At 67.2% G+C, this 19,516-nt stretch carries 25 protein-coding genes and 1 riboswitch; of the genes, 11 read left to right on the top strand and 14 right to left on the bottom strand.

Annotated elements, in window-relative coordinates; genetic code table 11:
- Positions 1-14: 14 nt before the first annotated feature.
- The 3 genes from ACFWAY_RS08705 to ACFWAY_RS08695 all read right to left on the bottom strand — a co-directional run bounded on the left by ACFWAY_RS08705 (position 15) and on the right by ACFWAY_RS08695 (position 1,994).
- A complete protein-coding gene (locus ACFWAY_RS08705; protein ID WP_378510450.1) occupies positions 15-797 on the bottom strand; it encodes an amino acid ABC transporter ATP-binding protein in 783 nt (260 codons plus the stop codon).
- On the bottom strand, positions 794-1,774 hold the full coding sequence (locus tag ACFWAY_RS08700) for an amino acid ABC transporter permease (protein WP_378510449.1): 981 nt from the start codon (positions 1,772-1,774) through the stop codon (positions 794-796). The genes ACFWAY_RS08705 and ACFWAY_RS08700 overlap by 4 nt, the downstream gene beginning before the upstream one ends.
- Positions 1,775-1,919: 145 nt before the next feature.
- Positions 1,920-1,994 carry a putative leader peptide gene (locus ACFWAY_RS08695; RefSeq protein WP_368681154.1) on the bottom strand — a complete coding sequence of 25 codons (75 nt, stop codon included), beginning with the start codon at positions 1,992-1,994 and terminating at the stop codon, positions 1,920-1,922.
- Between the two features lie 7 nt (positions 1,995-2,001).
- A riboswitch (SAM riboswitch) is annotated at positions 2,002-2,098 on the bottom strand.
- Between the two features lie 212 nt (positions 2,099-2,310).
- On the opposite strand from ACFWAY_RS08695, the gene ACFWAY_RS08690 reads away from it, so the two are divergent.
- Both ACFWAY_RS08690 and ACFWAY_RS08685 read left to right on the top strand, forming a co-directional pair.
- Complete coding sequence (locus tag ACFWAY_RS08690; RefSeq protein WP_378451784.1) at positions 2,311-3,078, top strand: sulfite exporter TauE/SafE family protein; 768 nt, start codon at positions 2,311-2,313, stop codon at positions 3,076-3,078.
- A gap of 76 nt (positions 3,079-3,154) precedes the next feature.
- Complete coding sequence (locus ACFWAY_RS08685) at positions 3,155-3,946, top strand: HAD-IIA family hydrolase (protein WP_378451921.1); 792 nt, start codon at positions 3,155-3,157, stop codon at positions 3,944-3,946.
- A 21-nt stretch (positions 3,947-3,967) separates the two neighbouring features.
- On the opposite strand, the gene ACFWAY_RS08680 is transcribed toward ACFWAY_RS08685, so the two are convergent.
- Together ACFWAY_RS08680 and ACFWAY_RS08675 are read right to left on the bottom strand one after the other, a co-directional pair.
- On the bottom strand, positions 3,968-4,507 hold the full coding sequence (locus ACFWAY_RS08680; RefSeq protein WP_378510448.1) for an LppA family lipoprotein: 540 nt from the start codon (positions 4,505-4,507) through the stop codon (positions 3,968-3,970).
- Entirely contained in the window at positions 4,504-6,162 is a 1,659-nt protein-coding gene (locus ACFWAY_RS08675) for an alpha/beta hydrolase (protein ID WP_378510447.1), read from the bottom strand. The genes ACFWAY_RS08680 and ACFWAY_RS08675 overlap by 4 nt, the downstream gene beginning before the upstream one ends.
- Before the next feature lie 94 nt (positions 6,163-6,256).
- Here ACFWAY_RS08675 and ACFWAY_RS08670 point away from each other — a divergent pair, with 94 nt between their 5' ends.
- On the top strand, positions 6,257-6,577 hold the full coding sequence (locus ACFWAY_RS08670; RefSeq protein WP_378510446.1) for a type VII secretion target: 321 nt from the start codon (positions 6,257-6,259) through the stop codon (positions 6,575-6,577).
- A 68-nt stretch (positions 6,578-6,645) separates the two neighbouring features.
- Here ACFWAY_RS08670 and ACFWAY_RS08665 read toward each other — a convergent pair whose 3' ends face one another.
- From ACFWAY_RS08665 to ACFWAY_RS08655, 3 genes are read right to left on the bottom strand one after another with little or no spacing between them, the layout of a single operon-like run.
- On the bottom strand, positions 6,646-7,869 hold the full coding sequence (locus tag ACFWAY_RS08665; protein WP_378451780.1) for an O-succinylhomoserine sulfhydrylase: 1,224 nt from the start codon (positions 7,867-7,869) through the stop codon (positions 6,646-6,648).
- Positions 7,866-8,285: a rhodanese-like domain-containing protein gene (locus ACFWAY_RS08660; protein ID WP_005562410.1), complete on the bottom strand. Its 420-nt coding sequence runs from the start codon at positions 8,283-8,285 to the stop codon at positions 7,866-7,868. The genes ACFWAY_RS08665 and ACFWAY_RS08660 overlap by 4 nt, the downstream gene beginning before the upstream one ends.
- Before the next feature lie 48 nt (positions 8,286-8,333).
- On the bottom strand, positions 8,334-8,786 hold the full coding sequence (locus ACFWAY_RS08655) for a hypothetical protein (RefSeq protein ID WP_378471136.1): 453 nt from the start codon (positions 8,784-8,786) through the stop codon (positions 8,334-8,336).
- A gap of 214 nt (positions 8,787-9,000) precedes the next feature.
- On the opposite strand from ACFWAY_RS08655, the gene ACFWAY_RS08650 reads away from it, so the two are divergent.
- The gene (locus ACFWAY_RS08650) at positions 9,001-10,392 is read left to right on the top strand and encodes an FAD-dependent oxidoreductase (RefSeq protein ID WP_378451778.1); all 1,392 of its coding nucleotides are present in this window, start codon (positions 9,001-9,003) and stop codon (positions 10,390-10,392) included.
- A gap of 54 nt (positions 10,393-10,446) precedes the next feature.
- Here the strand turns inward: ACFWAY_RS08650 and ACFWAY_RS08645 are convergent, their stop codons facing one another.
- Positions 10,447-11,016 (bottom strand): TetR/AcrR family transcriptional regulator, encoded by a 570-nt coding sequence (locus tag ACFWAY_RS08645; protein ID WP_378451777.1) that lies wholly within the window; start codon positions 11,014-11,016, stop codon positions 10,447-10,449.
- Between the two features lie 106 nt (positions 11,017-11,122).
- Here ACFWAY_RS08645 and ACFWAY_RS08640 point away from each other — a divergent pair, with 106 nt between their 5' ends.
- Complete coding sequence (locus tag ACFWAY_RS08640) at positions 11,123-11,878, top strand: amidohydrolase family protein (protein ID WP_378451776.1); 756 nt, start codon at positions 11,123-11,125, stop codon at positions 11,876-11,878.
- Positions 11,879-11,890: 12 nt separating this feature from the next.
- Here ACFWAY_RS08640 and ACFWAY_RS08635 read toward each other — a convergent pair whose 3' ends face one another.
- The 5 genes from ACFWAY_RS08635 to cobF form a co-directional block, all read right to left on the bottom strand.
- A complete protein-coding gene (locus tag ACFWAY_RS08635) occupies positions 11,891-12,652 on the bottom strand; it encodes a hypothetical protein (RefSeq protein ID WP_378451775.1) in 762 nt (253 codons plus the stop codon).
- Between the two features lie 98 nt (positions 12,653-12,750).
- Positions 12,751-13,233, bottom strand: a complete 483-nt coding sequence (locus tag ACFWAY_RS08630) for a DUF456 domain-containing protein (RefSeq protein WP_378451774.1) — start codon at positions 13,231-13,233, stop codon at positions 12,751-12,753.
- Complete coding sequence (purT, locus tag ACFWAY_RS08625) at positions 13,230-14,441, bottom strand: formate-dependent phosphoribosylglycinamide formyltransferase (protein ID WP_378510445.1); 1,212 nt, start codon at positions 14,439-14,441, stop codon at positions 13,230-13,232. Before purT ends, ACFWAY_RS08630 begins: the two co-directional genes overlap by 4 nt.
- Before the next feature lie 38 nt (positions 14,442-14,479).
- Complete coding sequence (locus tag ACFWAY_RS08620) at positions 14,480-15,346, bottom strand: Fpg/Nei family DNA glycosylase (protein WP_378451772.1); 867 nt, start codon at positions 15,344-15,346, stop codon at positions 14,480-14,482.
- A 55-nt stretch (positions 15,347-15,401) separates the two neighbouring features.
- The gene (gene cobF / locus ACFWAY_RS08615) at positions 15,402-16,142 is read right to left on the bottom strand and encodes a precorrin-6A synthase (deacetylating) (RefSeq protein ID WP_378510444.1); all 741 of its coding nucleotides are present in this window, start codon (positions 16,140-16,142) and stop codon (positions 15,402-15,404) included.
- An 87-nt stretch (positions 16,143-16,229) separates the two neighbouring features.
- Here cobF and ACFWAY_RS08610 point away from each other — a divergent pair, with 87 nt between their 5' ends.
- The 6 genes from ACFWAY_RS08610 (at position 16,230) to ACFWAY_RS08585 (ending at position 19,515) form a co-directional block, all read left to right on the top strand.
- Positions 16,230-17,030 carry a thymidylate synthase gene (locus ACFWAY_RS08610; RefSeq protein WP_011595038.1) on the top strand — a complete coding sequence of 267 codons (801 nt, stop codon included), beginning with the start codon at positions 16,230-16,232 and terminating at the stop codon, positions 17,028-17,030.
- Positions 17,030-17,536: a dihydrofolate reductase gene (locus ACFWAY_RS08605; RefSeq protein ID WP_378451769.1), complete on the top strand. Its 507-nt coding sequence runs from the start codon at positions 17,030-17,032 to the stop codon at positions 17,534-17,536. The genes ACFWAY_RS08610 and ACFWAY_RS08605 overlap by 1 nt, the downstream gene beginning before the upstream one ends.
- A gap of 72 nt (positions 17,537-17,608) precedes the next feature.
- A complete protein-coding gene (locus ACFWAY_RS08600) occupies positions 17,609-18,007 on the top strand; it encodes a hypothetical protein (protein WP_378510443.1) in 399 nt (132 codons plus the stop codon).
- Between the two features lie 75 nt (positions 18,008-18,082).
- Positions 18,083-18,409: a cupin domain-containing protein gene (locus ACFWAY_RS08595; RefSeq protein ID WP_378510442.1), complete on the top strand. Its 327-nt coding sequence runs from the start codon at positions 18,083-18,085 to the stop codon at positions 18,407-18,409.
- 82 nt (positions 18,410-18,491) lie between these two features.
- Positions 18,492-18,731 carry a hypothetical protein gene (locus ACFWAY_RS08590; protein ID WP_378451766.1) on the top strand — a complete coding sequence of 80 codons (240 nt, stop codon included), beginning with the start codon at positions 18,492-18,494 and terminating at the stop codon, positions 18,729-18,731.
- A 58-nt stretch (positions 18,732-18,789) separates the two neighbouring features.
- Positions 18,790-19,515 carry an SRPBCC domain-containing protein gene (locus ACFWAY_RS08585; RefSeq protein WP_378451765.1) on the top strand — a complete coding sequence of 242 codons (726 nt, stop codon included), beginning with the start codon at positions 18,790-18,792 and terminating at the stop codon, positions 19,513-19,515.
- Position 19,516: the final 1 nt, after the last annotated feature.

Here is a 19,516-nt window from a genome sequence, read left to right as displayed (position 1 = left end):
CGAGGTGTGGAGAATCAGAGAACTCGGGAGAGGAATGCTGTGGTCCGGTCGTGCTGCGGGTTGTCGATGACCTGCGAGGGCGGGCCCTGTTCCACGACGACGCCGGCGTCCATGAAGACCGCCGTGTCGGCGACCTCCCGCGCGAAGCCCACCTCGTGGGTGACGATCACGAGGGTCGCGCCGTCCCGTGCCAGTTGCTTGATCACGGCGAGGACCTCGCCGACCAGTTCGGGGTCGAGGGCCGACGTGGGCTCGTCGAACAGGATCACCGCCGGGCGCAGTGCGAGGGCCCGGGCGATCGCGACCCGCTGCTGCTGGCCACCGGACAGTTGTCGCGGGTACTGGTGGGCCTTGTCGCCCACGCCGACCCGTTCCAGGAGCGCGATCGCCTCGGCCTCGACCTCGGCGCGGTCGCGGCCCTGCGCCGACACCGGCGCCTCGATCACGTTCTCCAGCACCGTGAGGTGGGGGAACAGATTGAAGTTCTGGAACACGAATCCGATCCGGGAACGCTGCTTCAGGATCTCGCGTTCACGCAGTTCGTGCAGTTTGTTGCCCTTGCGCCGGTAACCGATGAGGTCGCCGTCGATGCGGATGGTGCCCCGGTCCACCTTCTCGAGGTGGTTGAGGGTGCGCAGCAGCGTGGACTTGCCGGAACCCGAAGGACCCAGGATCACCGTCACCTCGCCCTTGCGGACCAGCAGGTCCACGCCCTGCAGGACTTCGAGCGTGCCGAAGGACTTGTGGACGCCGCGGACTTCCACCGCGAACTCCGCCGGATGGGCTTCGGTTGTCACTTCGTGGCACCTCTCGGTACGGAGACACCGGCGTCACGGATCTCGGCGAACTTCCGGGTGAGCTTCTGCCACGGAGTCGGCGGCAGTGCCCGAGCCGATCCGCGGGCGTAGTGCCGCTCGACGTAGTACTGGCCGATCGACAACAGCGTGGTGAGGATGATGTACCAGATCGTCGCGACCATGAGCAGTGGCACGACGCGGCCGTTGCGGCCGAAGATCACCTGAACCTGGTAGAACAGTTCGGCGATCGCCATCGTCGACACGATCGAGGTGCCCTTGAACAGGCTGATCACCTCGTTCGCGGCGTTCGGCAGGATGCCGCGCATCGCCTGGGGCAGAACGATCTTGAAGAACTGGCGGCGGCGCGGGATGCCCAGCGACTGCGCCGCCTCGATCTGCCCGTGGTCCACCGAGATGATGCCGGAGCGGATGATCTCGGCGGAGTACGCGGCCTGGTGCAGGGCCAGACCGATGACGGCGGCGGTGAAGCCGCTGATGACGCCGTTTACCTCGAACGGAAGGAAGCCCGGACCGAACGGAATGCCCAGCGACAGAGTCTGATACAGGTACGTGATGTTGAACCAGAACAGGAGCTGCACGATCAGCGGAATCGACCGGAACGCCCAGATGTACACCCAGGCGATCACCTGCAGCACCGGGTTGTGCGACAAGCGGCTGACCGCGAGCACCACACCGAGTGCGAATCCCAGGATCGTCCCCCACAATGTCAACTTCACCGTCATCCACAGGGCCTGCAGCACGGAGCCGGCGGTGAAGTACTTGGCGAACGTCGCCCAGTCCCATCCCGGGTTGGTCGCGAGGCCGTGGACGAACTGGGCGAGCAGTACCAGCACTGCGGCGCTGACGACCCACCGCCACGGATGCCACCTCCGCGCCACTTCCAGCGCAGCGTCCCCGTCGCCGGAGGCTCCTGAATCGAGGGGCGCGACCGAACGCGCCCGGACGGGGGCGCTCACGCTCGCTCACCACTTAGGACAGACATCACTGAGGCGGCCTTTCACCTGGAATCGGGACTGGAGGAGGGCGCGTCTTCCGCGGGGTGCGGGCGCGCATCAGGCGCTCACCGGGCGAAATGCCCGGTGAGCGTGCTGTGAGACCTCGTCAACAGTGGCAGGAGGTGGTCCGGCACAGGTCGATGTGCCGTCTGCGCCACGCAGGGCGCGCGAGGTAGTTCATGTGCTGCCTTCCATCGATCCCGGCGGTAGCACCCGCACCCGAAGAATTCGGAAGGGTTGCTGCGACGTCAACGAGCCAGGTCTCTCGGTCGCTCTGGATGGTTGAAGCGAACACTAGCTGCATTCCCGAACCCCGTCAACATGAGGTATTTCCCTGCAACACAGGGGAAATGGCGCCGAGCGGATTCAAGAATCACGGCGCGCAGAAGTGCTGACAGGTGGCGATCCATGCGGTTGGATAGAGCGCGCAGCTCTGCATCTCCGCGGTCGTGCGACCCGGCTGCCGGGCCTTCCGAGGCCCTTGTAACGTCGCCTCGGTGACACCACTCGAAGTCATCGCGATCCTGGTAGCCGGTGTAGGCGCGGGCGCGATCAACGCCATCGTCGGCAGCGGCACGCTCATCACTTTCCCCACCCTGGTGGCTTTCGGGTTCCCTCCGGTGACCGCCACGATGTCGAACGCGATCGGCCTGGTCGCCGGTGGCGTATCCGGCACGTGGGGGTACCGGCGGGAACTGGCCGGACAGGGACCGCGGCTCCGGTGGCAGATCCCGGCGTCACTGTGCGGTGCGCTTCTCGGCTCGTGGCTACTGCTGCACCTGCCCGAAACTGTGTTCGAACTCGTCGTCCCGGTGCTGCTCATCCTCGCCCTGATCCTGGTGGTGCTGCAGCCGAAGATCCAGGCCTGGGCGAAGCAGCGCGGCAGCCACGAGGCGGGCCTGAGTCCGGCGCGCCTCACCCTGCTGACCGTCGGGACGTTCGCCGTTGGCGTGTACGGCGGATACTTCACCGCCGCGCAGGGCATTCTGCTGATGGGTGTGATGGGCGCGATCCTGCCGGAGAGCCTTCAACGGATGAACGGCGCGAAGAACCTGCTCTCGCTCATCGTCAACATCGTCGCCGCGACCGCCTACACGCTCGTGGCCTTCGACCGGATCAGCTGGGCGGCGGCCGGCCTCATCGCGGTGGGCTCGTTGTTCGGGGGCGTCCTCGGCGCCCGCTACGGCCGCCGTCTGTCGCCCACCGCGTTGCGGGGAACCATCGTCGTCGTCGGCCTCATCGGTCTGTTCCGGCTGCTCGCATAGTCGCGCATGCACCCTTCCGCTCCCTCATACTGAGTCGGTGAGCAACGATGTAGAGCACCCGGGCTGGACCTATCTCATGGACATGGACGGCGTTCTCGTCCACGAAGAACATCTGGTCCCCGGGGCCGACCTGTTCCTGGCGGAACTCCGGGAATCCGGTACCCCGTTCATCGTCCTGACCAACAATTCGATCAGGACTCCGCGCGACCTTCGCGCCCGCCTGCTCCGCACCGGCCTGGACATTCCCGAGGAATCGATCTGGACGTCCGCCCTCGCCACCGCGACGTTCCTGGCGAACCAGCGACCGGGCGGCAGCGCGTACGTCGTCGGCGAATCCGGGCTCACCACCGCACTGCACGACATCGGGTACGTCCTCACCGAGAACGATCCCGACTACGTGGTCCTCGGCGAGACCCGCACCTACTCCTTCGAGGCCATCACCACCGCAATTCGTTTGGTGGAGAGAGGATCTCGCTTCATCGCGACCAACCCCGACCCCACCGGCCCGTCCCGGGAAGGTTCCCTTCCGGCAACGGGATCCGTTGCGGCACTGATCAGTAGAGCCACCGGACGCGACCCGTACTACGTGGGCAAGCCGAACGCGCTGATGATGCGCTCGGCGCTGCGGGCCATCGGCGCGCACTCCGCGAACACACTGATGATCGGCGACCGCATGGACACCGACATCGTCTGCGGGCTCGAGGCCGGGCTGCAGACCATCCTCGTCCTCACCGGAATTTCGACGCGGGATTCGGTGGAACTGTTCCCCTACCGTCCCACGACGGTGCTCAAATCGGTCGCCGATCTCGTCGGCCGTACGTCTGATCCGTTCGGCGATGCGGCTCCGCCGCCCGTGAGTACTTCTTAACCGCGGGACGTTAACAAGTACTCACGGGTGGCGGCAGCCGGTGACGCCCCTGATGGTCGCTGCCTTGTAGGTCCCGAACGTAATCCGGTTCCCGTCCCCACCGGCGAACGTCATTTCGTGGCGTCCGGGTCGGTCGGCCAGCACGTCGAGCCGGTCCATTCCGGCGTCGGTGGCGATCGCACGGGCCACGGCCAGCACGGCCGGCCAGTCCGCGTCGCCGATCGGGGTGTCGGACAGCAATACCTGCGTGGTGACGGAAAGCCCCGCCGTATACGCATACGGTCCCGGGCATCCGCCGCCCTGGCTGCGTTCGCGATGCCACCGCCACCCGACATCGGGTGCAATCGCAGCGACGGCCTCGCTGATCCGCACCAGCGCATCGGTGACCTGCCGCTCGGTGACCGCGAGTGTCGGCCGGTCGCTCAGGCTCGCTGCCGCCGCCGCAATTTCTTCGTCGCTGAAGTTGTAAGGGTTGTCCGTCACGTCACCACATCCGCTCGTCAGGATCGCCGCGCCGATCACAGCGACCGCCTTCATTGCCCACCCGCCGCGGACTGTCACCGGATCGCGAGTTCCGGCATTCCCGCGACGATCACCGCCATGTTGTAGCCGGATGTCCGCAGCTCGCCGTTGCCGCTCGGCCTTGGATACTCGCTGTGCCCGTTGGCATCTTCCCGCTGCACACCGTCGGGGGTCGTCGCTTCGCGCACCGACAGTTGTTCGAGGTCCGTCCGCACCGGATCGGGGCCGAGCCTGCCGAACCCGTCGGCCACGGTGATGGGGTCGTCGTACGCGCGCATCACGAACCCGTGCCGGGGCGCCAACCCGAGATCCGATTCGTCGTTCGCGTCGAACCCCGGCGACCCGTAGAACACGGCGTCGTCGACCGGTTGTCGCGGACCCGCGTCCTGAAGGGCCAGACCCTGGGTGTACGAACCATACGAATGGCCGAGCGCCGTGATGTGCGGATCGGGCCTCTGCGAGGCGACGTCGAGGCCCTCGTAGAACGACGCAAGCTTCGGGGCACCCGCGGTCGCGCGGTCGGACTGCCAGGAATCGAGGAGCCATCCGCGCCCGAGGTCCTGGTCGATGAAGGGCACGTCGTAATTGCCCGGACCGGTGGTGGTCGGCGGCTGATACCCCAGCCACGCGATCGTCGACACCGTGTCGCTCGTACGGCCGGCCAGGTCCAATTGACGTTCGGTCTCGGCCTTCAGCGCCGCCGCCTCGTCGGTCATCCCGCGCAGCGAAGCGACGGCCGTGTCGATGCCCGGTGTGGTGACGGAGATGTGGTTGGCGGTGTCCGGATCGCCGAGCGCGAATGCGGCCATCGCCCGTTCGCCCGACTGCAGGTCCAGCAGCATCAGCCTGCCGTCCGGGTGATCGCGCACGAGCTTCTCGAGGTCGTCGACGTCCCGCAACTTCTGCTCGGCATACCACAGCTCGGCGTCGTCGTCGGTGAACGCTCCACCGAACATGTTGTGGCCCAGCCTTTCCCGGAGGCGCTCTTGTTCCGTCTCCCACCGCGACCGCTCGTCGGCGAACCGGCTCACGTTCGCCTCGTGCCGTACCGCGGACGGGATGCCGTCGCGATTGCCAACCAACTCGGGATGCTGCTCGATGACCTCGCGGCGCTGGGCTGCCGGCAGGGCGTCCCAGTACTTGCGGTTGTCGAGCGGGGAGCCGTCCGGCGGGGGCGCCGGGGCGGACAGTCCGGTGCCCGGGCGATCCGCCTCACCGGGTTCGGCCTCGCCATCCGCGGCCCGCGTCAGGACGGCGGCCGCGTCGGCGACGAGATCTTCCGCCTGCAGAATCAGCGCCCGGGCCGCGGCCCGGAGTTCGTCACGCCGCGCTGCCGCCGAGGAGTCGACAGGCGCATCGGCGATGTCCCCGTTGTCCGACAGGGCCATTCCGTGGACGGCAGCCGCTTCCCGGAGGCCGTCGAGCTCGGACTTCAGGTGCGTGACCGCGTCGACCAGCTCGCGGGCCAACTTCTCGACGACGGCGATCGCTGCGGCCTCGCCGCTCAGATCATCCGCGGCGATCCGGAACCGCCGCCGTGCGGCGTCCGCGGCGTCGTCCTGCCACGCCGGCAACCGGCCGATGTCGGCGAGCCTTTCCTGCACGAAGCCGATCGTGGCCAGTCGGGCGGACAGCGACCGTTGCACGGCCTGCAGCGCACTGGTGTCCCACCGGGCAATGTCCCTCAGATTCACGATCCCCCCCCAGGATGCATAATGCCCGTACCCTAACGGATCGATCGCGTCCGCGGGAGTCCGATCTCGTCTCGACCGACACGAAGGATCGAAAATGAGCGGTTCCATCCACGTCGACACAGCGTCCCTACGCGCGGCGGCCGGTCAGCTCGACGTCCTGTTCGACGAGGCGTCCTCACAGCTGAACACCACCGACGCGGCCCTCGCCGACTCGGGTGCGGCGTGGCCGGAGGCGGCCCGCGACGCGTTCGGCCGGTTCACGTCCTATCTGGACGATCGGCGGGAGTTGTTGCAGCGGACTGTGGCCGAGATGTCGACGAACCTCGCCGAGTGCGCGCGGCTGTACGACACCCAGGACGGGGCCACCGCCGAGCGCCTCGACGCAGTCGCGCCGGCCACGAGCCTCGACCTGTAGGCGCTTCGCGCCCGTGCGCCTTTGTGGTTGCGGGAACAACCAGAAAGGCGCACGAGCGGCGGAGCCGCCTATGCCAGCGCCTGCTCCAGGTCCGTCAGCAGGTCGGCGGTGTCTTCGAGACCCACGGACAGCCGGACGACGCCGTCGGTGATGCCCACGGCTGCACGACCTTCCGGGCCCATCGCCCGGTGGGTGGTGGTGGCCGGGTGGGTGATGAGCGACTTGGAGTCGCCGAGGTTGTTGGAGATGTTGACCAGCCGCAGGGCGTCGAGGAGTTCGAATGCCCGCTTCTTCGCTTCGCCCTCGGATGCGTTCAGCGCGAAGGTGACGACGGTGCCGCCGCCGCTCATCTGCTTCTTCGCGAGTTCGTATTGGGGGTGCGATTCGAGGTACGGGTACTTGACCCAGTCGACCGCGGAGTGGCCTTCGAGGAACTGTGCGATCTCAAGTGCCGAGCCGACGGAGTGGCGCACCCGGATCGGCATCGTCTCGAGCCCCTTGAGGAGCGTCCAGGCGTTGAACGGGCTCAGCGCCGGACCGGTGTGGCGCATGAGGTTCTGAACGGGACCCTCGATGTAGTCCTTCGGACCGAGGATCGCTCCGCCGAGCACGCGGCCCTGGCCGTCGATGTGCTTGGTGCCGGAGTAGACGACGATGTCGGCACCCAGTTCCAGGCTGCGCTGCAGCAGCGGTGTCGCGAACACGTTGTCCAGCACGACCTTTGCGCCGGCGGCGTGCGCGAGCTCCGCCACCCGGGGCACGTCGACGAGCGTCTGCATCGGGTTCGACGGCGTCTCGAAGAATACGGCGGTGGTCGGCTCGGACAAAGCCTTCTCCCACTGGTCGAGGTCTTCACCGTCGACGAACACCGTCTCCACACCCCAGCGGGGCAGGATCTCGTTGCACACCACGAAGCAGGAGCCGAACAGGCTGCGTGCCGCGACCAGCCGGTCGCCGGCCTTCAGCAACGCGCCGAGTGCGGTGAACACCGCGGACATGCCGCTGGCGGTGCCGAAGCACGCCTCCGCGCCCTCGATCAGGCGCAGCCGCTCCTCGAACATCTTCACGGTCGGGTTGCCGTACCGGGAGTAGACGAAGTGGTCGATATCGCCGGTGAACGACGCCTCGGCCGCGCCCGCGCTCTCGAACACGAAACCGGAATTCAGGAAGATCGCTTCGGACGTCTCCTCGAACCCGGAACGGAGGGTTCCTCCGCGCACGCTGATCGTGCCCTGACCGATGCCGTCCGGCAGCGCCTTCTGAAACGCACCGCCTTGAGGAATTGCACTCACCACTGCCTCCACGGCAGGCCCAGAGCCCGCCAGCCGACCGCCCCACGATGACCTTCGGCGTCCAGGCCGCCTTCGAAACCGTCGAGCACGTTGTACGACGGGCCGATGCCCGCCGCTGTCGCGGCCTCCGCCGCACCGATGGACCGCTGGCCGGAGCGACACAGGAAGATCACCGGGGCGTTCTCGCCACCCGCGATCCCGGCCTCCTTCAGCTGGTCCACGAAGTTGTCGTTACGAGTGCCCGTCGGGTAGCTGACCCATTCGATCAGCACGGTCTTACGCCCGAGCGAGGTGGTGTCGGGAACTCCGACGTACTTCCACTCGGCGTCCGTCCGCACATCCACGAGCACAGCGTCGGGATTCTCGCGGAGCAGCTCCCAGGCATGCTCCGGCGTTATGTCGCCTGCGTAACTCACCATGTCAGCTTTTCACAACCCTGTTCGGTATGCCCTTCCGGGCGACGGTCAGTTGCAGACGACCCATGTCTCGCCGTCCCGCGTCAATTGCCACGTATCCGTCGTCTCGCCCTTGCCGTCGTCGGCGCTGACCCGGACCTCCGCCCGGGCACGGTCTCCGTTGACCTCGGACGACTCGACGCCCTTCAGTGTGACCTCACCTTCCCGGTCCCGAATCACCGACCGGTCGTCGGACCACGACGAGCAGACCAGCGTTTTCTGCAGATCGGCGTCGTCGTGGTTGTGGGCCTGGATGAAGTCGGCGACCGAGCGGTTGATGCGGTCCGCTTCCGTGACGTTCTCGTCGGCGGGCGAGAGCCGGCTGGACACGACGATGGCCACCAGGATGACGACGATGACGGTGACGGCGGCGATGAACGGCACCGCCGTGGTGCGCCGGGGATCCACCGGATCTTCGGTGCCTCCCGCGTCGCGCTGGGGCGATTCGCTCGAACCGGACATGACTTCCCTTCGATCTCGGCGTGGCCACGAGTGTATCGAGCAGCCCCTACAAATCGTGTTTGTGACCCCCCAACACGAAGGCGACTACCCTCTACAGGCGTGAGTCCCGAGAATGGGCTTTGCCCTGTCTGCTGCACCTCGGCCACCCGTTTAGGCTGGGCTTAATTTAAGCTAAGGTTTCGTTGTCCGCCCATCAGAAGGTAGTTCGCTCCAGATGACTGATCAGACACGTCCGTTGCGCGTTGCGATCGTGGGTGCCGGCCCCGCCGGTATCTACGCAGCCGACGCTCTCATGAAATCCGATGCCGCGTCTGACGGCGGGATCAGCATCGACCTCTTCGAGCGGATGCCTGCCCCCTTCGGTCTGATCCGGTACGGCGTCGCACCCGACCACCCGCGCATCAAGGGCATCATCACCGCCCTGCACAAGGTGCTCGACAAGCCGTCGGTGCGCCTGCTGGGCAACATCGACTACGGCAGCGACATCACCCTCGAAGACCTGCACAACTTCTACGACGCGGTGATCTTCTCCACCGGCGCCAACGCCGACCGCGCCCTCAAGATCCCAGGCATCGAACTCGACGGCAGCTACGGCGCCGCCGACTTCGTCTCCTGGTACGACGGCCACCCCGACGTCCCGCGCACCTGGCCGCTCGAGGCCGAGAAGGTCGCCGTCCTCGGTGTCGGCAACGTCGCCCTCGACATCGCCCGGGTCCTCGCCAAGACCGGTGACGAGCTGCTGCCGACCGAGATCCCCGCCAACGTCTACGAGGGACTCAAGGGCAACAAGGCCGTCGAGGTCCACGTGTTCGGTCGCCGCGGACCGGCGCAGGCCAAGTTCACCCCCCTCGAGCTGCGTGAACTCGACCACTCGCCGACGATCGAGGTCATCGTCGATCCCGAGGACATCGACTACGACGAGGGCTCCGAGCAGGCGCGCCGCAACTCCAAGCAGGTCGACATGGTCGCCAACACCCTGCAGGACTGGGCCATCCGCGACGTGGGCAACCGCCCGCACAAGCTGTTCCTGCACTTCTTCGAATCGCCCACCGAGGTGCTCGGCGAGGACGGCAAGGTCGTCGGTCTGCGCACCGAGCGCACCCAGCTCGACGGCACCGGCAACGTCAAGGGCACCGGCAAGTTCAACGACTGGGACGTGCAGGCCGTGTACCGGGCCGTGGGCTACCTGTCGCAGAACATCGCGAAGCTCCCGTTCGACGAGCAGGCAGGCACCGTCCCGAACGAGGCCGGACGCGTCATCGCCGACGACTCCGCCGAGGGCAACGACCGGTTCATGCCCGCCACCTACGTCACCGGCTGGATCAAGCGCGGCCCGGTCGGTCTGATCGGCCACACCAAGGGTGACGCGAACGAGACCGTCGCGAACCTGCTCGAGGACCGGACCGGCTTCGCCGAGCCCGCCAACCCGGGCGAGGACGCGATCATCGACTTCCTCGAGGGCAAGCAGGTCCCGTACACCACCTGGCAGGGCTGGTACCGCCTCGACGCGCACGAGCGCAGCCTGGGCGAGCCCGAGGGCCGCGAGCGGATCAAGGTCGTCGAGCGCGAAGACATGCTCAAGGCCAGCGAGCCCGACAAGGCCTGATCTTCCGAAACTGGTGCGAAGGGAACCTCCTGCGGGAGGTTCCCTTCCGTCGTCTCAGACCAGGTGTGACGACAGCGCCCGCAACGCCGTGAGCAGTTCCTCGGCCGACATCGCGTGGTCGGGATCCACCAGGTACTGCTCCGCGACGCCGAGCAGCAGCGCCTGGTAGAGAGCGCCCAGCGTGTGTGCCCGGCCCGGTTCGATGCCCGCGTCACCGAAGAGTTCGACCAGCCCCTCGCGGGCATCGGCGGTCGACGCCACCAGGTTCTTTCTCAATTCCGGCAGGGAGTCCAGGTGCCCGAGCAGTTCGAACTGCAGCATCCACAACCGACGATGGGCGGTGAACGACTCGATGACACCGGTCCAGATGGCCTCGAACCGTTCCGTCGGATTCATACCGGGTTCGATCTTCTTCGCGGCGGCCGTCGCGAGGTCGTCGCCCCAGCGCTCCATTTCCCGATACAGGGCGGCGTGGAGCAGCGCCTCCTTGGTGCCGAAGTGATAGCCGATCGCCGCGAGGCTCACCCCGGAGGCCGAGGCGATGTCCCGGGCCGTCGTCCGCGAGTATCCCTTTTCGTACAGGCTGCGCGTGGCGCCGTCGATCAGGTCTTCGCGATTTCCCATGACCTCACCCTAAGGAGTCTGAGACGTATGTGTAGGACGCTTGTACCAGCACTCGCGGACGGCTCCGCCACGCAGCGTGTCCCCCGCACAAGGCAGGATATAAGTCGTGTTTGACGCCCATGTTCACATCATCGACCCCCGGTTCCCGGTGGTCGAGAACCACGGCTACCTCCCGGAGCCGTTCACCATCGCCGATTACCGGGCACGCACGGAGGGCTTCGGTGTGGACGGTGGCGCCGTCGTCACGGCCTCGTATCAGGGCACCGATCAGAACTACCTCAAGGCGGCGCTCGAGGAGCTCGGCCCCAGCTGGGTGGGCGTCACCCAGATGGAGCCCGACGCCACCGACGAGAGCATCCTCGAACTCGACCGTGCCGGTGTCCGGGCCGTCCGATTCAACCTCCGGCGCAGCGCGACCGACGTGAAGCTCCTCACCAAGCAGGCGCTCCGGGCGTACGAGCTGGCCGGCTGGCACGCCGAGTTCTATGTGGACGCCACGCTGCTGCTGTCACTCGAGCCGGTGTTCGCCAAGCTGCCCGCCGTGTGCATCGACCACCTGGGGATGTCGACACGGGGCCTGCCGTACCTGCTGGATCTGGTCGATCGAGGAGTTCGGGTGAAGGCCACCGGGTTCGGGCGGACGACCATCGAGAACGTCGGCGACGTGCTGCGCAAGATCCACGCCGTCAACCCGGAGGCGCTGATGTTCGGCACCGACCTTCCGGGCAGCCGTTCCCGAAGAGTGTTCCAGGACAGCGACATCGACATCGTCGCGGAGGCGGTGGGTGACGACTTCGACGCCGTCATGGGCGGCAACGCCCGCGCCTGGTATCGCTGCGACACTCCCGCAGGACCCTGCTAGCACGCAGGACCGTCAGCAGCCTTCCATCTGTACGCCGTTCATCGACACCATCTCGGCCACCGGCGGCGTCTGCGGCTGCGCCACCAGCCACATGTTGTAGTTGTTCATCTGATCGCAGTCCAGCTGTTCGCGTCGTTCAGCCCGCCGCTCGCGCTGCCGATCGTCCATCTGGTCTTCATTCCGGTCGACGGCGATGTTACCGGTGGTCGACCCGTTGGCCTGCCGTTCGAGCCCCCGGACACCGTCGCTGGTCATGATCCAGCCAAGGGTGTAGTCGGCACCGTCACGGTTGGTGGTTGCCCGGAACATGCCCTCGTCGGCGGCGGCCGGGTGGGCCACGAACGCCTTGTCGGGCATGCCCGGCGCGCTGACCTGCCCCGTCACGGTGCCGTCACTCATCGACGCGGTGAGTGTCGCTCCGTCCGGCGAAGACAACGTCGCCTTGTCGCCGTCCATCGTCCCGGTCATCCACGTCCACATCTGGTCTCCGTCGCACAGGAAGGCGATCATGTCGTTCCCGGACCTGGCCAGCGCGATGTACGCGTCGGAACCGTCGACCGAACCGACGTAGGTCGGCTCCATCTGTGGGGTCATCACGAAGGGTGACGGAATCTTCTCCATCATGTTCGACGCGGGCGCCGCTTCGCCGCTGCTCGTGGCGGCGGCGCTGGTCGTGCTCGGCGCGGCCGAGTCGGACGAGTCGTCGCCGCAGCCGCTCAGCGAGAGGGCCACGGCAGCGAGGGGCGCCAGGATCCAGGTCGTCTTCTTGTTCACGGCGAATTCCTCCGCTAGCCGGGAAGATCAACATCCGCATTTCATCATCGCAGGTGGAGGACGCTTCTGGATACCCCTCGGCGACGATTTCGAACGCCCTACGTCGCGACCACCGCAGCCAGCCACACACCCGAGGCGATCAGGGCGCCGAGCAGTTCGATCAGCATCGACAGTCCGACGGCCTTGCAGGCGTGCCACGTCGACGCCCACGCCCGGTTGTGCGCACGCAACCGGTAGAGCTCGGCCACATACGTTCCCGCGATGAAACCGAGGAACAACCCCACCACGGGAACGACGAAGAATCCCACGATCCCGGCCAGTCCGCCGACGATCAGCGACATGTTGGGAACCCCGGCCGTGCGCATCCGCCTGCCGGGCCAGGTGTATTTGACGACGCCGCTGATCACGAGGAACAGCGTTGCGACCGCGAACACCGTCCACGCCGTCGCTCCGCCGGTCATGATGGCCCACACCAGGATTGCCGCGAAGATGAGGATCGTGCCGGGCAGGATCGGGATGACGATTCCGACGAGCCCGATGACGACGGCCAGGCCGACGAGGAGTTCCGCGACCGGACTCACGCGACGGGCTCGACGCGGGACGCCGCCTCACGCGCGCGGCTCCGCGCGGTCTCGACGTCCGGTCCCGTGGACACGGCGACACCCATCCGCCTGCGCACGAAGCTCTCGGGCTTGCCGAACAGCCGCATGTCCGTCTCGGGGACCGCCATCGCGTCGGCGACGCCCTCGAAGCCGATACCGGTGGCGTCGACACCGCCGTAGATCACCGCGGACGCACCGGGGGTCGTGAGGGTGGTGTCGACGGGCAGGCCGAGGATGGCGCGGGCATGCAGTTCGAATTCCGAGAGTCGTTGTGTCCGAAGGGTGACCAGCCCCGTGTCGTGCGGGCGCGGGCTGACCTCCGAGAAGTAGACGTCGTCGCCCCACACGAACAGTTCCACACCGAAGATCCCGCGGCCGCCGAGCGCCGTGGTCACCCTCTCGGCCACCTCCCGCGACCGGGCGAGTGCCGTGTCGCTCATCGGTTGCGGCTGCCACGACTCCACGTAATCGCCCGAGTCCTGCAGGTGCCCGATGGGCTCGCAGAAGAAGGTGCCCACCTCGCCGTCGGCACCGATCGCCCGGACAGTGAGCTGGGTGATCTCGTAGTCGAAGTCGACGAACCCTTCCACGATGACACGGCCGTGATTGATGCGGCCGCCCGCGAGCGCGTAGTCCCAGGCCGTCTCGACGTCGCCGGCGTCGCGCACCGTGGACTGTCCCTTGCCGGACGACGACATCACCGGCTTGATCACGCAGGGAAAGCCGATGCGTTCGGTGGCCGCCCGGACCTCCTCGAGCGATTCGGCGAACTCGTACGGCGACGTCGGCAGCCCCAGTTCCTCCGCCGCGAGGCGCCGGATCCCCTCGCGGTTCATGGTCAGCTGCGTCGCCCGCGCGGTGGGGATGACCACCGCGGTGCCGCGCTCCTCGACCGTGGCCAGCGCATCGGTGGCGATCGCCTCGATCTCGGGGACCACGAAGTGGGGTCGTTCCTCCTCGACGAGACGCAGCAGCGCCTCCGGGTCGCTCATGTCGATCGTGTGCGTGCGGTGCGCCACCTGGTGGCCCGGCGCGTTGTCGTAGCGGTCGACGGCGATCACCTCGACCCCCAGCCGTTGGAGGGCGATGATCACTTCCTTGCCCAGCTCACCCGACCCGAGCAGCATCACGCGTGTCGCGCCTGCCGTCAGAGGTGTACCGAACCGTACGGGTGCCTGTTCACGCATGGTCACAACTATATGCGGGCACGGTTTCGCGCCGGCGGCTACTTCAGCAGCCGCGACATCCGACGGTCGGCGAGCACCTTGCCTCCGGTCTGACACGTCGCGCAGTACTGAAAAGACTTCTCCGCGAACGACACTTCCCGGACGGTGTCGCCGCAGACGGGACAGGGGAGGCCGGTCCGGGCGTGCACTCGCATCCCGGATCGCTTCTCCCCCTTCAGCCGCGCCGCATCCTGGCCGAGAGACCTCTGGACGGCGTCGCTGAGCACGGACCGCATCGCGTCGTACAGCACGTGCACCTGGTCTTCCGGCAGGGTGCGCGACGTGGCGAACGGGGAAACCTTTGCGGTGTGCAGGATTTCGTCGGAATAGGCGTTGCCGACGCCGGCGAGCAGCGACTGGTCGACGAGCGCATTCTTGATGCGCGCCGACGTGGTGGACAGCAGCGCGGCGAACTCGGGTTCCGTGACGGCGAGGGCGTCGGGCCCGAGCCGGGCAACCCCCTCCACCTCCTGAGGGTCGTGCACCACCCACACCGCGAGCCGCTTCTTGGTGCCCGCCTCGGTGAGGTCGAACGCCGGCGTCGCGCCCTCGGGGGTGAAGAAGTGCACCCGCAACGCCAGCGGGCCCTTCCCCGGTTTCGGCGGCGCCGCCGACGGGTTGTCGGTCCAGCGCAACCAGCCCCCACGCGAGAGGTGGGTGACGAGCCACAACCCGGAGCAGTCGAGTGCGAGGTGCTTGCCGAACCGGGCCGCACCCGTCACGTCGCGACCCTGCAGGTCGGTGATCGGGGGGTCGAACGTCTTCAGCACGCTCAGGGCCGCCACGTCCACTCGGCCGACGACCGCTCCCACGGCGTGTTTCCGCAGGAACTCGGCTAACGCCTCCACCTCGGGCAGCTCGGGCATGGTCCCAGGCTAACGGTACGTGAGCGCCGAAGTGTGCTCCTCCACGCTTTCTCACTCACCTGCGGAGGAGATAGGTGTCCATGATCCAGCCCTTGCGTTCGCGCAATTCGGCGCGCACCCGCTGGATCTCGTCCTCGACGTCGCGCAGACGACCGGAGATCAGCACCTCGTCGGGTGTGCCGAGGTAGGCGCCCCACCAGATCTGGACGTCGTCGCCGACGATCTGGGTGAACGTGCAATGGGCGTCGAGCATGACCACCGCGTTGTCGACGCCGTCCGGCAGACCCTCGGCCAGTCGCCTGCCGGTGGTGATGTGCACCGGTTCGCCGATCCGATTGAGCACGATCCGGTGCTGCGCGGCCAGCGACTGCACGCTGGTGACGCCCGGGATCACCGAGTAGTCGAACGACACGTTGCCCCGGGCAAGCACCCGCTCGACGATCCGCAGCGTGCTGTCGTAGAGGGACGGGTCACCCCACACGAGGATCGCCCCGACCCCCGGCTCGGACGCGAACTCGGCCTCGAACAGTGCCGCCCGGCGCTCGTGCCAGTCGTCCACCACGCCCTCGTAGTCGGACGGCGTGCGGTCGCGGGGCGGATCGACGATGTCCACGACGCGGTACGGGCAGGCGACGTGCTCCTCGAGGATCGTGGTGCGGAGATCGACGAGGTCCTGCTTCTCGTCGCCCTTGCCGATGACGAAGAACACATCTGCCTTGTTCATCGCCTTGATCGCCTGGACCGTCACCTGGTCGGGGTCGCCGGCGCCGATGCCGATCACGAAGAGTTCACGCATGGCGGCAGGCTATCGCTCGTGCGCCTTTCTGGTTGCTCCAGCTACCAGAAAGGCGCACGGGCGGCGGAGCCGCCTAAACTGGACGCCGTGACTGTGCCGACCCCGTACGAAGACCTGCTCCGACTCGTCATGGACACGGGCACCCCGAAGGCAGACCGCACCGGGACGGGCACGAAGAGCGTCTTCGGTCACCAGATGCGCTGGAACCTCGCGGACGGGTTTCCGCTGATCACCACGAAGAAGGTGCACCTCAAGTCGATCGTCTACGAACTGCTGTGGTTCCTGCGCGGCGATTCCAACGTGAAGTGGCTCCAGGACAACGGCGTCACCATCTGGGACGAGTGGGCGGACGCGGACGGCGAACTGGGCCCGGTGTACGGCGTGCAGTGGCGCAGCTGGCCGACCCCGTCGGGCGAGCACATCGACCAGATCACCCAGACCATCGAGACGCTGAAGTCGAATCCGGACTCGCGTCGCATCATCGTGTCGGCGTGGAACGTCGGTGACATCCCGCAGATGGCGCTGGCACCGTGCCACGCGTTCTTCCAGTTCTACGTCGCGGACGGCAAGCTGTCGTGCCAGCTGTACCAGCGCAGCGCCGACCTGTTCCTGGGCGTGCCGTTCAACATCGCGAGCTACGCGCTCCTCACGCATATGGTGGCGCAGCAGGCCGGGCTCGAACCGGGCGACTTCATCTGGACGGGCGGCGACTGCCACATCTATGACAATCACGTCGACCAGGTCACCGAGCAGTTGAGCCGGGAGCCGTTGCCGTACCCCACGCTGAAACTGAACAAGCGGGAGTCGATCTTCGACTACACCTTCGAGGACGTGGAGATCGTCGACTACCGGCACCATCCCGCCATCAAGGCGCCGGTGGCCGTCTAGTGGTGGCGCGGCAGGTCAAACTGGTCTGGGCCCAGGGCGTGGGCGGCGTCATCGGCCTCGACAACACGATCCCGTGGCACGTCCCCGAGGACATGGCGTACTTCAAGAAGGTGACGCAGGGCCACCCGGTGATCATGGGCCGCAGGACGTGGGACTCGCTGCCCCCGAGGTTCCGGCCCCTGCCCGGGCGGCGCAACATCGTGATCAGCCGTCAGCCCGACTGGACTGCGGAGGGCGCCGACTCCGCCGACGGGCTCGACTCCGCGCTCGCGCTCACCGACGAGGACGTCTGTGTCATCGGCGGCGCCCAGATCTACACGGCGGCAATGCCGTTCGCCACACACCTGCTGGTCTCCGAGATCGACGTCACGATCGACGGCGACGCCTGGGCACCCCCGATCGACGACTCCTGGCACGCGCAGGACACCAGTGAGTGGCTCACGTCGGCGAAGAACGGCACCCGGTATCGGTGGATCACCTACACGCGGGCATTACCTGCGAGGTAATTGAGAGCATTCGGCTTCGGCGCGAGTCTGAGTGACGTACCCGTTCACTCGTCTCACGTGAGGACCGCCGACATGATCGCCGCACTCGAAACCCGCACCGCTCTCTCCCCACTGCGCCTCGCGCTCCGCATCGACGCCGCTGTCACCGGCGCCAACGGCGTCGCCTACCTCGCCGCCGCCACCGTGCTCGACGACGTCTTCGGCCCGACAGCCGGCTTCCTTCGTGCCATCGGAGTCTTCCTGCTCGTCTTCACCGCCGGGGTGTGGGCGGTGAGCGTGCCGGACCGTCCCGCACCGGCCGCGGTGGACGGCGTCGTCCTCGCGAACGTCGTCTGGGTGGGCGCGAGCGTGGCCCTGGTTCTGACGGAGTGGCAGCACCTCACCACCGTCGGGGTCGTCTGGGTGCTGCTGCAGGCCGTGGTGGTCGGCGCGTTCGCCGCAGCCCAGGGTTGGGCCCTCACCCGGCGCTGATCGCGACCCCCTTTGCCGCCGCACCGTTACCCCATTCGACGGGTGACGGTGCGCGCAGTGGTTCATACTCACCTCATGGACAAGAAGTCACTGACCGCCCTTGCCCGTCAGCAACTGAAGTTGGCAGGCGGGACGTCCAGCGGCCGCAGTTCGCAGACCGTGTACGGCGGGCATCGGCGCAGCCTCCGACAGACCGTCATCGCCTTGGCCGCGGGTCAGAAGATGGCCGAACACGAGAGCCCCGGCGAGGCCACCCTGTTCATTCTCAGCGGCAAACTGAACCTCGTGTCCGGCGAGGACTGCTGGAAGGGTTCCACCGGCGATCTGCTGGTCCTCCCGACCCATCGGCACAGCGTCGAGGCGATCGAGGACGTCGCGTTCCTGCTCACCGTCGCTATGTGACGGTGGTGCTCGATCGTGTCGAAGCTTCCGTTCGGAGCCTGAACCCGGGCTATTTCGCGATCGTCATCCGCGGTTCATCTGGGTGGTCGCCGCCCAGTCGGTGGCCGTCGCCGCAGCGACCCTCGAACCCGTCTACGACAGCGCTCGCCGGTTGCTGGCCGTCGTCGAGATGGAGGATGCGCCGATGATGAATGCCACGCGCGGACTCATCGGCGGACTCGCGGTGGTCTTCTGGGCGTTCGCGACGTGGGTATCGTCGGTGGTGCCGAACTGTGGTGTGCATTCACCGTGTGGTGCGTGGCGTTCGTCGCCATGGTGGTGAATCTCTGGCGGTCGGTGGTGCATGTCGGACCGGCAACAGTGGAGACGCAGGAGAACGCATGACCGAATCCCAGCCCGTGATCGAGGTGTCCGTCGCTGCCGCGCCCTCGGTGGTGTGGTCGGCCCTGCGCGACCCGGAGCTGATCCGGCGCTGGCACGGCTGGGACTACGCCGGCCTGGCCGACGAGATCAGGGAAATCTACTTCGACGACGTGACCGAGGACGCCGCCGCCTTCACCCTCGCCCTGAACGGCGCCGATCGTTTCAGCCTTCACGAGCACGAGGGCACTACGCTGGTGCGGATCACCCGTCCGCCCCGCAGCGGCGACCCCGCAGCGGACGACTGGTACGACGACGTCACCGAGGGCTGGACCACGTTCCTGCAGTTCCTCAAGTTCGGCATCGAGCGGCACGCACTCGACGAGCGTCGCACTCTGTTCCTCGAAGGTCCGGTCGCGGACGGTGATTCGGCGCGGCACCTGCTCGGCCTCGACAAGCTCGAGGGCATGACGGTCGGCGATCATTTCACCGTCGTCGCCGAGACGGGCGATCTGTTGCACGGGGTGGTGTGTTTCGTCGGCGAGCACCAGACCGCGGTGAGCGTCGACGACCTCGGCCCGGGACTGTTGCAGTTCGGCGAGCAGCCCGTCAACGCGGCACGCCCGAACGGCGGTGCGCAGATCCTGCTGGCGGCCTACGACCTCGACGACGAGGAGTGGGCCGAACTCGAAGAGCGCTGGACACAGTGGTGGCAGGCCCGCCCGGGAGCCGAACCTGCCACCTGAG

Origin of the sequence: Rhodococcus sp. NPDC059968, from assembly GCF_042738615.1 — a bacterium.
In the GTDB taxonomy this organism is placed as follows: Bacteria; Actinomycetota; Actinomycetes; order Mycobacteriales; family Mycobacteriaceae; genus Rhodococcus_F.
This window is presented reverse-complemented; position numbering and strand designations above follow the sequence as displayed.